This is a genomic window from Bradyrhizobium tunisiense (genome assembly GCF_042263385.1).
GTDB classification, from domain to species: domain Bacteria; phylum Pseudomonadota; class Alphaproteobacteria; order Rhizobiales; family Xanthobacteraceae; genus Bradyrhizobium; species Bradyrhizobium tunisiense.
The window spans coordinates 303,397-316,169 of the sequence record NZ_JBHLEV010000004.1 but is presented as its reverse complement, the minus strand read 5'-3'; the positions used below and the strand labels follow the sequence as shown (position 1 = coordinate 316,169).

The window sequence follows — 12,773 nt, the reverse complement described above, 5'->3', positions numbered from 1 at the left end:
GCAGCATCCGGGGCACGAGACCTACCTACCCCACCGCGCTTGCGATCTTCGCTTGCTTCATCGGCACGTCCGTCGTCGCGATCAGCCGCTTCAACTCGGGGATGCAGGAGCCGCAATTGGTGCCGGCCTTGAGCTTGGCCCCGATTTCGGCGGCCGTGCGTGCGCCGGTGGCGATGCTGTTGCAGATGGTGTCGCGGCCGACGCCGAAGCAGGCGCAGACGATCGGTCCGCCAGAAGCGGCCCCCTCGCCGGACTTGCCCGACAGCAGCATGCGACGCTGATCGTCGGTGACGTGGTCGGCCACGAACAGGCTCTTCACCACCTCCCAATCGCCCGCATCATGCGCGGGTCCCACGAACAAGCAGGTTTCGATGCGGTCGCCCGCGAAAGACGCGGCGCGATAGACCCCGCCGCCGAAGTCGCGATAGTCGGCGACGTCCTCGCCGGCGACGCCCTCCAGCCAGGCCGGCCAGCGCGAAAGGTCCGCATTGTCGGCAAAGAGATAGCCGAAGCCGTCGGCGACAGTGACGCGGGTCCATAACAGGTTCGGTGGCAGATCGAGTTGTTTCCGCGACAAAGCAAAGCCGCGGAAGACATATTCGTAAGGTGCGATCGCGGCCGGCGTCGCCTTGGACTCGGGCTGGCCCGAGAACGGATCGGTGAACGACTGCACCAGCGACCCGACGCGGCCATGCGAGCTATTCATCGCGCTCCAGTGGATCGGGACGAACAGCGTGCCGCGCTGCTGGCGGTCGCTGACCACGGCCTTCAGGATGCACTGGCCGTAGTCGGTGGTGATGCGGGCATAGCCATCATGGACGATGCCGTACTTGCTGGCGTCGTCGGGGTGGATCTCGACGAAGGGCTCGGGCAGATGCGCGCCCAGCCGCTGGCTGAGACCCGTACGCGTCATGGTGTGCCACTGGTCGCGGATGCGTCCGGTGTTGAGCCTGAGGGGACGTGAGGCGCCGGTCTCGCTCCGCAGCGACGGCACCTCCGGCGCAACGAAGCGGCCCTTGCCGTCATTGGTGAAGAAGCCGCCGCTCGCGAAGAAACGATCGCTCGGCGCGCCGCCTTCGCGTACCGGCCATTGCACCGGCTTCAAGGCGTCGAAGGCTTCGTCGGACAGCAAGGTCAGTGCGCTGATGTCGAAATCACGGCTGCCGTCGTTCTCGAAGGCCGAGAGCGCGGCATGCTCGCGAAAGATGTCGGCGGCGGATTTGTAGTTGAAACTATCGCCGAAGCCGAGGCGTTTGGCGGTCTCGCTCAAAATCCACCAATCGGGACGCGCCTCGCCCGGCGCCGGCAGGAACGAACGCTGGCGCGAGATGCGGCGCTCGGAGTTGGTGACCGTGCCCGACTTCTCACCCCAGGCCAGCGCGGGCAGCAGCACATGCGGCCCCGCCTCGACGGTGTCGTTGGAGAGCACGTTCTCGGAGACCACGAACAATTCGAGCTTCTTCAACGCCTCGCGCACAAAGTCCGCATCCGGCAGCGACACTGCCGGGTTGGTGCCCATCACCCAGAGCGCCTTGACCTCGCCGCGATTGATGGCCTCGAACAGCTGCACCGCCTTCAGCCCCTCATGGGTGGCGATGTGCGGGGCCTTCCAGAACCGCCTGACGCGATCGATGTCAGGCGGCGTGAAGCCCATATGGGCAGCGAGCATATTGGCGAGGCCGCCGACCTCGCGGCCGCCCATGGCGTTGGGCTGGCCGGTGAGCGAGAACGGCGAGGCGCCCGGCTTGCCGATACGCCCGGTGGCGAGATGGCAGTTCAGTATCGCATTGACCTTGTCGGTGCCCTGCGCCGACTGGTTGACGCCCTGTGAATAGAGCGTGACGACCTTCTCGGTGTCGCGGAACATCTTGAAGAAATCGGCGACGTCCTGCTCGGAGAGGCCCGTGGCGAGCGCGGTCGCGGTGGCGCTGCCGGCAATGCTCCGGGCGCGCGCCAGCGCCTCGTCGAAGCCTGACGTGTTCTGCGCGATGTAGTCCCGGTCCAGCGCGCCGTTGTCGGCGAGATGGACCAACAGGCCACAGAACAGCGCGGTGTCGGTGCCGGGCTTGAGCCCCAGGAACAGATCGACGTCATCGGCAGTGTCGGTACGGCGCGGGTCGATCACGATCATGCGCGCGCCACGCTCCTGCCGGTTCTTCAGCATGCGCTGGAACAGCACCGGATGACACCAAGCCGCGTTCGAACCGACGAAGACGAGCAAATCTGCGTGGTCGAGATCCTCGTAGCAGCCGGGCACGGTATCGGCACCGAAGGCGCGGCGATGGCCGGCGACCGACGACGACATGCAGAGCCGCGAATTGGTGTCGACATTGGCGGTGCCGACAAAGCCCTTCATCAGCTTGTTCGCGACGTAGTAGTCCTCGGTCAGGAGCTGGCCGGAGAGATAGAACGCGACTGCGTCGGCGCCGTCGCGCGCTACGATGTGCTGCATGCGATGGGCGACGTGGTCCAGTGCATCGCTCCAGGCGACACGCTCCAGCACGCCCTTGCAGCGGATCATCGGATAGAGCAGACGGCCTTCCAGCCCGACGGTCTCGCCGAGCGCGGAGCCCTTGGAGCACAGCCGGCCGAAATTGGCGGGGTGATCAGGGTCGCCGGCGATCGCAGCCCCGCCCTTGCCGTCAGGCGTTGCCAGCACGCCGCAGCCGACGCCGCAATAGGGGCAGGCCGTCCTGGTAGCACGAAGCGTGGGATCGATCGCCGTCATATCAGGCTGCCTTATCAAGCTGGCGTGTCATGCCGCCTTGGAGGGACGCGCGAGCGCGCGGCCGAACATCATGTCAGTGCGGATCGCCGCCACCTTGTCGCGATTGCGGATCAGCTCGAGGTACCAGAGCGCATCGACGGTATCGCCGATCAGCACGGCGCCGGTGAGCCGTCCGTCCGCGATGACGAGCTTCTTGTAGGTCCCGCGCCTGCGATCGGTCAGCACGAGGCTCTCGCTGCCCTCCCCGCCCATGAAATCGCCGGCGGAGAACACGCTGACGCCGGAGACCTTCAGATTGGTCGAAACCACGCTGCCCTGATAGGAAGTAGGACGTCCGGCGAGATGTCGCGCCAGCACGCGCGCCTGCTCGTAGGCGGGCTCGACCAGGCCGTAGCAGGTGCCGTGATGCTCGGCGCATTCGCCGAGCGCGAAGATGTCGGGCGAGGACGTCTGCATGACGTCGTTGACGACGATGCCGCGATTGACTGCGATCCCCGCTTCTTTCGCCAGCGCCGCGCTCGGTTTGATGCCGGCCGCGAAGATCACGGCATCGGCCTCGATGCGGCTGCCGTCGGCAAGCTCGACGGCTTCGACATGACCATCGCCATGGATGCGTGCGGTCGAGGCGTTGAGCAGGATGCGGATGCCCTTGCGCTCGACCAGCGTCTTGAGCAGGTCGGCGGCCGGCCCGTCGAGCTGACGCTCCATCAGCCGGTCCATGAGATGCAGCAGCGTCACCGGCGCGCCGGCCTTGGCGAGGCCGTAAGCTGCTTCAAGTCCGAGCAGGCCGCCGCCGACGACAACGACGCGCTTCTTGGCCGCGGCAAGCGTCAGCAACAGGTCGACGTCGCGGGTGTCGCGAAAGGTGTGCACGCCGGCGAGATCGGCGCCCGGCACGTTGAGCCGCAGCGGCGTCGATCCCGTGGCGAGCACGAGCTTGGAATATTCCATGCTCTCTTCGCCTTCGATCTTCAGCTCGCGGCGGCCGACATCGATTTCGGTGACGCGATAGCCGTAACGCACGGTGACGCCGCGATGCCGCCACCAATCCGCCGGCCGGAGTTCGATCTCGTGCGAGCCGGTCTCGCCGGCCAGCACGGATGAGAGCAGCACGCGATTGTAAGCGAGCCGCGGCTCCTCGCCGATAACGGCGACCGCGTAGCGGCCGAGGGCGGTCTTGGCGAGCTCGTCGACCAGACGCGCGGCCGCCATACCGTTACCGACGATGACCAGCGGTTCACTCACGAGGCATCTCCTATTCAGCGGCCTGCGGCTGCGCGCCGTAGGCTTCGGACATCATGTAGCCGGACAGCACGCCGTAGACATCGGTCCACGCTTTTGCGAGTTCGGGCGTCCAGTCTTCACCGAGTCCCTTCTCCAGGGTCCACAGCAGGGCCGCGCCGACCACGGGGTAGTGCTCGGCCTTGGCGCCATAGGCGACATGGCGCTTGGCGAGCACCGAGGCTGAGGGAAGAATCGAGTTCAGGTTCGACAGGCCACCGACAACGGCAGCGAGCATGCCCATCAGCTTCTTGCGCTGCTCGGTCATGTCCTCGGGAAACATCGTGCGCACGGACGGCGCCATCTCGAAAAGACGATCGTAGAACAGCACCGCAGCCTGCGCTGAAATCGGTGCGACCTTGGCGAAGCTCTGCTGGACGAGGGCGATCTGTTCTGGCGTCATGCTGTTCTCCTGTCTGTTTCGGTCTGCCTTCGCCCGCGCCGTTGCGGAAGAAGTTCATGGGTCAAACGTCATCAGAGGGACTTCTCCCCGCGTACGGGGAGAAGCGAGATTCGTACCAAGTATTAGACCCTTGCTTCGGCAAGGCTTGCCGCCCCTTCACCCTGCGGGCTGCGACGCAGGTAGAACCACCAGGTCAGAGCGAGACAGGAGGCGTAGAAGGCGAGATAGATCGCGAGCGCGAGCTGCGGCCCGCCGGTGATGGCGATCGACTTGCCGAAGCCGGTCGGGATCAGATAGCCGCCGACGGCCCCGATGGCGCCGATGAAGCCGACCGCTGCACCGCTCTCGATGCTCGCCGTCTTGAGCGCCAGCGCGCGCGCCGTGTCGCCCTTGCCGCGCACCTTGAACAGATTCTCCTCACGGAAGATCGAGGGGATCATGCGATAGGTCGAGCCGTTGCCGATACCGGTCGTCACGAACAGGATCAGGAACATCGACAGGAAGCCGATGAAATCCTTCTGCCCGACGAAGTAGAGCACGCCGACCGTCGCGCCCGCCATCACGATGAAATTCCAGAACGTGATGATCGAGCCGCCGATCTTGTCCGCAAGCCAGCCGCCGAGCGGACGCGACAGCGAGCCGACCAGCGGGCCCAGGAATGCGATGGCAATCGTGACCTGCGGGAACTGGGTCTTGATCAGCAGCGGGAATGCAGCCGAATAGCCGATGAAGGATCCGAACGTGCCGATATAGAGATACGCCATGATCCAGGTATGCTTGCGCTTCACGATCGCGAGCTGGTTCTTCACAGACGATTTCGCCGTGGTGAGATTGTTCATGAAGAACACGGCGCCGAACACCGCGATCGCGATCGGCAGCACCCACATCAGCCCGGCGTTCTGGAGGAAGATGCCGTCGACCGGCGTTGCCTGGAACAGGTTGAAGACGGCGAGCGTCATCAGGATCGGGGTCAGGAGCTGCACGCTGGAGACGCCGATATTGCCGCCGGCGGCGTTGAGGCCCAGCGCCCACCCTTTCATCCGGTCGGGGAAGAAGAACGAGATGTTGGTCATGCTGGAGGCGAAATTGCCGCCGCCCAGACCCGCGGTCGAGGCGACCAGCAGCATCAGCCAGAACGGCGTATCGGGCTGGCTGACGAAATAGGCAAGCGACAGCGTCGGAATGAACAGGATCGCCGCACTGAAGATGGTCCAGTTGCGACCGCCGAAGGTCGTCACAGCGAAAGTGTAGGGAAAGCGCATCAAGGCGCCGATCAGGCCCGGCACCGCCACGAGCTGGAACAGCTGGTCGGTGGTGTAGTGGAAGCCTGCCTGCGGCAGCTTGGTGGTGACGATGCTCCAGATCAGCCAGACCGAGAAGCCGATATGCTCGGCGACGATCGACCAGATCAGATTGCGTCGCGCGATAGACTTGCCAGTCGCATTCCAGAATGCCTCATCTTCGGGGCGCCAGTCTGAAATCCAAGTTGGATTCTTCGTCATTGAGTATCCCTTCCAGGCTCACCGCTGCGTCGTTGCAGGCTCTGCCTCACATGGAGGCGCGCTCCGAGGCTTCACCCCGGTGGCGAGTTCACGATGCTGATTGATGGTGTTGAGGGACGTCGTCGTTGGCGTCGCGCAAAGACGTTTCAATTTCCGTGCCAATTGCGCGCATGCTGGAAATCCAGGGATTTCAGCACGTTATTCGTATTGCCAGAATTCGTTGCGAAGTGTTTCCGCTCGCTAAATTTGCGATTCGCTCAATCCTTGTGCGGCGCACAAGGATTGAGCGGGATGTCGATTATTTGGGCGCAAGCATTCTCGCGTTAGCCGTTCGCTTACGCGGCCTCGACGAAGCGATGACGCTCGTAGAGGAATTCGAGCACACGCTGCCGGCACTTCAGATAAGTGGCGTTGGTCGCGAGCTCGAGCCGCCGTCGCGGCCGCGCCAGCGGCACCTCCAGCACCTCGCCGATGCGCGCGCTCGGCCCATTGGTCATCATCACGATGCGGTCGGACAACAGCACGGCCTCGTCGACGTCATGGGTGATCATCAAAATGGTGTTGCCGAGCTTCTGATGCAGCGCCATCACGGAGTCCTGCAGGTGGGCGCGCGTCAGCGCGTCGAGCGCGCCGAAGGGCTCGTCCAGCAGCAGCACCTTCGGCTCCATGGCCAGCGCCCGCGCAATGCCGACACGCTGCTTCATGCCGCCGGAAATCTCCGAGGGCCGCTTGTCCCTGGCATGGGCCATCTGCACGAGATTGAGATTGTGCATCACCCAGGCGTCGCGCTCGGAACGGGACTTGGTCTTGGCGAAGACCTTGTCGACGCCGAGCCTGACGTTCTCGTAGACGGTGAGCCACGGCAGCAGGCTGTGGTTCTGGAATACCACGGCGCGATCGGGTCCCGGCGAATTCACCTCGCGGTTCTCCAGCAGCACGCCGCCGGTGGTGGCATTGGTCAGGCCCGCGATGATGTTGAGCAGGGTCGACTTACCGCAACCGGAATGGCCGATGATCGAGACGTATTCGCCCTTCTCGATCGTCAGGTTGATCTCCTTGAGCACCTCGGTGCTGGCGGCGCCGCGGGTGAAGACCTTGTCGATGTGGTCGAGCTTCAGATAGGCGGTCATGTGCTCTCTCCTCAGTTCTGCGCGGTGCCGCGGGTGACGACCTTGCCGAGGCCCGCGATCAGGCGGTCCAGCACGAAGCCGATGATGCCGACATAGAACAGCGCCAGGATGATCTCGCTGATATGCGACGAGTTCCAGGCGTCCCAGATGAAGAAGCCGATACCGACGCCTCCGATCAGCATTTCCGCGGCGACGATCGCGAGCCAGGACAGGCCGATGCCGATGCGAAGGCCCGTGAAGATGTAGGGCGCGGCCGCCGGGATCATGATCTTGGAGAAGAATTCGAGTGGATTGAGCTGCACGACGGCAGCGACGTTGCGGTAGTCCTGCGGGATGTTGCGGATGCCGACGGCGGTGTTGATGATGATCGGCCAGATCGAGGTGATGAAGATGACGAAGATCGCCGAGGGCTGGCCGTCGCGGAAGGCCGCGAGCGAGAGCGGCAGCCAGGCCAACGGCGGAATGGTGCGCAGCACCTGGAACAGCGGATCGAGCCCGCGCATCGCCCAGACCGATTGCCCCACGAGAACGCCGAGCGCGATGCCGGCGATCGCCGAGAGCGAATAGCCAAAGGCGACGCGCTGGAGACTGGCGGACAGATGCCAGAACAGACCCTTGTCGATGCCGCCATGGTCGAAGAACGGATCGAGGATCAGCTCCTTGGTGTCAGTGAACACCTTCGACGGCGGCGGCAGAGCCGAGCCGGCTCGGCGGCAGACCAGCTCCCAAATAAGCGTCAGCAGCGCGATCACGACCAGGGGCGGGATCACGCGCACGGCCGTCTCCCGCGCCATGCGCGCGTAAGCTTCCGTGCGCGGGGGGCGCTTCGGCGTCAGCGCGACGACCGGCGCGGCGCTGGCCGCAGGCGTCGCAGTTTCAATCTCAATCTTGGCGGCAGTCATGTTCATCGCAATATTTCTCCGGCTGCAAAGGACGACGCGGCCGCCCGAAGGCGGCCGCTGGCTACATCAGACTTCGACGCGCTTGATCGCGAGCGACTTCAAATAGGCAGCCGGGTTTTCCGGATCGAACACCTTGCCGTCGAAGAAAGTCTCCTTGCCGCGCGAGGTGGACGTCGGGATCTCAGCGGCCGCGACGCCCAGCGTCTTGGCCGCATCGCGCCACATGTCTTCGCGATTGACCTTGGCGATCAGCGCCTTGGTATCGAAGCCGGCTTCGTACTTGCCCCAGCGGATGTCCTCGGTGAGGAACCAGAGATCGTGGCTCTGGAAGGGGTAAGAGGCGAAATCGCGCCAGTACTTCATGATGTGCGGCGAGTTCTCGACCACCTTGCCGGGAATGCCGTAGTCGAACTTGCCGGCAGTGCGGTCGAGCACGTCTTCGACCGGGCAGTTCATCCACTGCCGCTTGCCCATGATCGCGGCGAGCTCGGCCTTGTTCTCGGCCTTGTCGGCCCATTGCTGGGCTTCCATCACTGCCATCAGCAGCGCCTTGGCCGCCTTGGGATATTTGTCGACGAAGGCGGCGCGCATGCCGAAGGATTTCTCGGGATGCTTGTTCCAGAGCTCGCCGGTATTGATGGCGGTGTAGCCGATCTTCTGATGGATCAGCTGCAGATTCCAGGGCTCGCCGACGCAGAAGCAGTCCATGGTGCCGACCTTCATGTTGGCCACCATTTGCGGCGGCGGCACCACGATGGTCTCGATGTCCTTGTCGGGATCGATGCCGCCGGCGGCGAGCCAGTAGCGGATCCAGAGGTCGTGCGTGCCGCCGGGGAAAGTCATCGCGGCCTTCACGGCCTTGCCCGACGCCTTCTTCTTCTCCAGCGCCGCCTTGAAGGGCGCTGCATCGACACCGAGCTTGAGGTCGGCATATTCGTTGGCAACGGAGATGCACTGGCTGTCGAGATTGAGCCGCGCCAGGATGTACATCGGGGTCGGCTGGTTGTTCTGCGTCACCTTGCCCGCCGAGATCAGGTACGGCATGGGCGTGAGGATATGGGCGCCGTCGATGCCGTTGCCTTCGGAGCCGAGCACGAGATTGTCGCGCGTCGTTCCCCATGAGGCCTGCTTCTGCACGTCGGTGTCGGGCATGCCGTATTTGGCAAACAGGCCCTTGTCCTTGGCGACGAAGAGCGGGCCAGCATCGCTCAGCGCGATGAAGCCGAGCTTGGCGCCCTTGACTTCGGGACCTGCATCCTGGGCGAAGGCGCCGGCGGGGAAATTCAGTTTTGCGGCGGCGAGAAGTGCGGCGGTGGAGCCGGTGGCTTTCAACAATTGACGGCGGCTCAGGCCAGTCGATTCCGAGGGCCGGCGGGTGCGCTTGGTCATAGGCAGTGTCGTCCTTTGCATCGTTGCAGAATTGATTGGCGTCTGTGCACACGAGCAGCCCGTCCGTCCGGCGGCGCCATCTTTGGCGCATGCGAACGCACGACGGGGGAGACCCCCGTCTGGTGGCGTCAGCAAATCGGATGAGAAGTCTCGCGGGACGGCTTCAATGGCGTCGACTGGAACTATTCAAGCTTCATGCCAAGCCCGACACCGTGAAAAGGACAAAATTTTCAATGCGTTAAAGAGTTCGCGCCAGAATGTCGCAGGCCAGCGCCGCATGCGAAATTTGCGATTTGCTCAATCCTTGTGCGACGCACAAATGTTATGCAATAGCTCACGCAAGAGGCCGAGCGCGTACCAGGATCAGTTCAAGAGATCGCGCATCAGATTGATATCACTGCGTCTTTCCTGCGCCCTCGGCCGGCACGCAACTTGCATTTCCTTTGGCGTCAACGAAGACTGCGGCTTGCCGCATTGTTGCAGCCTCTGGCGGCTGCATCCCGGAAGCTCAACTGCTTCGCGGCCTTTTTGGTCCTCGTGACGCGATTCCCAAGGCTTCCAAACTCTCAATAGCTCTCGTGCGCGGCCGGCCAGCCCGCACGGCCCAAGACGTTCAGCCGCGCTCCTGAGGGGCGTGTCGATCTCACTTACGAAGCAAAAGGAACCATTGATGTCGTATCTCGCGCCTTCGGAATTCGTCACCAAGATGGTGGATGCAGGCGAGTCCAAGATCTTCATGTCCACCCGGGATACCATCATCCGCGCCTACATGGCCGGTGCCATCCTGGCGCTGGCGGCCTGGTTCGCCGTCACCATCACCGTGAATACGGGCCAGCCGCTGGTCGGCGCGCTGCTGTTTCCGGTCGGCTTCGTCATGCTCTACCTGTTGGGCTTCGATCTCCTGACCGGCGTGTTCGTGCTCTCGCCGCTTGCCCTGATCGACAAGCGCCCGGGCGTCACCTTCGGCGGCGTGCTGCGCAACTGGGGCCTCGTCTTCGTCGGCAATTTCGCCGGCGCGTTCACCGTGGCCTTCATGATGGCCTTCGTCACCACATTCGGCTTCACCCAGGCGCCCGACAAGGTCGGCGCGGCGATCGGCAACATCGGCGAGGGTCGAACGCTTGGCTACGCCGCCCACGGCGCGGCCGGCATGGCGACGCTGTTCCTGCGCGGCATGCTCTGCAACTGGATGGTCTCGACCGGCGTCGTCGGCGCCATGATCTCGACCTCGGTGCCCGGCAAGGTCATTGCGATGTGGATGCCGATCCTGGTGTTCTTCTACATGGTGTTCGAGCATTCGGTCGTGAACATGTTCCTGTTCCCGTCGGGCATGCTCCTCGGCGCGAAGTTCTCGATCATGGACTATCTGATCTGGAACGAGATCCCGACCGTGCTCGGCAACCTCGTTGGCGGCCTCGCCTTCACCGGCATGACTCTCTATGCGACGCACGTCATGACAAAGCCGAAGCGCCAGATCGACAAGGTCGCGAAGCCCCGCGTTGCGGCCTGATCGAACACGTCTCGACAGGGGAGCCTCGCCCAGCCAGGGTGAGGCTCCTCTCTCCTGGTGATGACGATGCCCCTCGGTCTCCTGATCTCGGTCGGCCAGCACTCCGACAAGGGCCGCAAGCCGGTCAACCAGGACTTTCACGGCGTTCTCATTCCCGAGGAGCCGCTGCTCAGCCTGAAGGGCATCGCCGCGGTCCTTGCCGACGGCATCTCCTCCAGCACGGTGAGCCAGATCGCCAGCGAGTCGGCGGTCAAGAGCTTCCTGATGGACTATTATTGCACGTCGGAATCCTGGACGGTGAAGACGTCCGCCCGCCGCGTGCTGGACGCAACCAATTCCTGGCTGCACGCGCAGACGCGCAAGAGCCAATATGCCTATGACCGCGACAAGGGTTATGTCTGCACCCTGACCGCCATGGTCATCAAGGCGACCACGGCGCACATCTTTCATGTCGGCGACTGCCGCGTTTACCGCGTGGCGGGCAAGGCGCTCGAACAACTGACGGACGATCACCGGATCATCGTGTCTTCGGAGCAGACCTATCTCGGCCGCGCACTCGGCATCAATCCGCAGCTCGAGATCGACTATCAGGCGTTCGAGGTCGAGGCCGGCGACGTTTTCCTGCTGGCGACCGACGGCGCCTACGAATTCGTCGACGCGCGCTTCGTCACGAGCGCGCTGAGCGAGCATGCAGGCGGGCTCGACGGAGCGGCCAAGGCCATCGTCGAGGAAGCCTACCGGCGCGGCAGCGACGACAACATCACCGTCCAGATCCTGCGCATCGACGCGGTGCCGCAGCGCGAGCCGGCCGGCATCTTCAATCAGACGTCACAATTGCCGCTGCCTGCGCTGCCGGAGCCGCGCGCGATCTTCGACGGCTACCGCATTGTCCGTGAGATTCACGGCAGCAGTCGCAGCCACATCTATCTCGCGGTCGACGTAGAGACCGAGGAGCCGGTCGCGCTCAAGCTGCCGTCGGTCGATTTGCGCGACAATACCGCCTATCTCAAGCGTTTCCTGATGGAGGAATGGATCGCGCGCCGGATCGACAGCCCGCACGTGCTGAAGCCGCTGTCACAGTCCAGGCGGCGCAGTTACCTCTACGTAGCGACCGAATTCGTCGAGGGGCAAACCTTGAAGCAATGGATGACCGACAATCCACGCCCGGATCTCGAAACCGTGCGCGGACTGATCGAGCAGATCGCCGCCGGCCTGCGCGCCTTCCATCGTATGGAGATGCTGCATCAGGACCTCAGGCCCGACAACATCCTGATCGACAAAACGGGCACCGCCAAGATCATCGACTTCGGATCAGTCAAGGTGGCCGGCGTCGCGGAAGCGGCGCCACCGGACGAGGCCGACGAAATCCTGGGCACCGTCCAGTATACAGCTCCGGAGTATTTTCTTGGGCAGGGCGGCACGCCACGCTCCGACATGTTTTCGCTGGCGGTGATCTGCTACCAGATGCTGACCGGAAAACTGCCTTATGGCACACAGGTTGCCAGGATCCGGCGCAAGGCGGACGTGCGAAGGCTCAAATACCGCCCGGCCGACGACGATCGCAACGTGCCTGCCTGGGTCGACGGCGCGCTCAAACGCGCGCTGCATCCTGATCCCTACAAGAGGCATGAGGATCTGTCCGAATTCGTCTTCGAGCTCCGCACGCCCAACCCCGTCTATCTCGACACGCGGATCACGCCGCTGTTGGAGCGCAGTCCGTTGATGTTCTGGAAGCTGACGACGGCGGCACTCGCCTGCGCGGTCGTCGTGCTGCTCGCGTTGCTGCACACGCGTTAAACGTATGATGGCGTCGATGTCAGCCCTCCGAGGAGCAAGCGGAAGCATTGTGCTCGCCGGAGCATCTGGTGATCCTGGCCGGCTGTTCGGCGTGGATTGACCCTGTCGCAGGTATAGGGTCCATATGGAGC

General features: G+C 63.7%; 9 protein-coding genes. 2 read left to right on the top strand and 7 right to left on the bottom strand.

The features are described 5' to 3' along the window. Positions 1–25: 25 nt before the first annotated feature. The 7 genes from ACFDR6_RS20310 to ACFDR6_RS20280 form a co-directional block, all read right to left on the bottom strand. Positions 26–2,728: a molybdopterin-dependent oxidoreductase gene (locus ACFDR6_RS20310; protein ID WP_375859278.1), complete on the bottom strand. Its 2,703-nt coding sequence runs from the start codon at positions 2,726–2,728 to the stop codon at positions 26–28. Positions 2,729–2,755: 27 nt separating this feature from the next. Beyond that, positions 2,756–3,973 (bottom strand): NAD(P)/FAD-dependent oxidoreductase, encoded by a 1,218-nt coding sequence (locus ACFDR6_RS20305; protein ID WP_375859277.1) that lies wholly within the window; start codon positions 3,971–3,973, stop codon positions 2,756–2,758. Positions 3,974–3,983: 10 nt separating this feature from the next. Continuing rightward, on the bottom strand, positions 3,984–4,412 hold the full coding sequence (locus tag ACFDR6_RS20300) for a globin family protein (protein ID WP_212081099.1): 429 nt from the start codon (positions 4,410–4,412) through the stop codon (positions 3,984–3,986). A 122-nt stretch (positions 4,413–4,534) separates the two neighbouring features. Next, positions 4,535–5,914 (bottom strand): MFS transporter, encoded by a 1,380-nt coding sequence (locus tag ACFDR6_RS20295; protein WP_317240518.1) that lies wholly within the window; start codon positions 5,912–5,914, stop codon positions 4,535–4,537. A gap of 335 nt (positions 5,915–6,249) precedes the next feature. Beyond that, positions 6,250–7,044 (bottom strand): ABC transporter ATP-binding protein, encoded by a 795-nt coding sequence (locus tag ACFDR6_RS20290; protein ID WP_212081097.1) that lies wholly within the window; start codon positions 7,042–7,044, stop codon positions 6,250–6,252. Positions 7,045–7,055: 11 nt separating this feature from the next. Then, on the bottom strand, positions 7,056–7,952 hold the full coding sequence (gene ntrB, locus ACFDR6_RS20285; RefSeq protein ID WP_317240519.1) for a nitrate ABC transporter permease: 897 nt from the start codon (positions 7,950–7,952) through the stop codon (positions 7,056–7,058). Between the two features lie 60 nt (positions 7,953–8,012). Continuing rightward, positions 8,013–9,335, bottom strand: a complete 1,323-nt coding sequence (locus ACFDR6_RS20280; RefSeq protein ID WP_212081095.1) for a CmpA/NrtA family ABC transporter substrate-binding protein — start codon at positions 9,333–9,335, stop codon at positions 8,013–8,015. 670 nt (positions 9,336–10,005) lie between these two features. Between ACFDR6_RS20280 and ACFDR6_RS20275 the strand changes: the two genes are divergently transcribed. Both ACFDR6_RS20275 and ACFDR6_RS20270 read left to right on the top strand, forming a co-directional pair. Continuing rightward, positions 10,006–10,845: a formate/nitrite transporter family protein gene (locus ACFDR6_RS20275; protein WP_212081094.1), complete on the top strand. Its 840-nt coding sequence runs from the start codon at positions 10,006–10,008 to the stop codon at positions 10,843–10,845. 60 nt (positions 10,846–10,905) lie between these two features. Then, positions 10,906–12,642 carry a bifunctional protein-serine/threonine kinase/phosphatase gene (locus ACFDR6_RS20270; protein ID WP_375859566.1) on the top strand — a complete coding sequence of 579 codons (1,737 nt, stop codon included), beginning with the start codon at positions 10,906–10,908 and terminating at the stop codon, positions 12,640–12,642. The last annotated feature ends 131 nt before the right edge of the window (positions 12,643–12,773 follow it).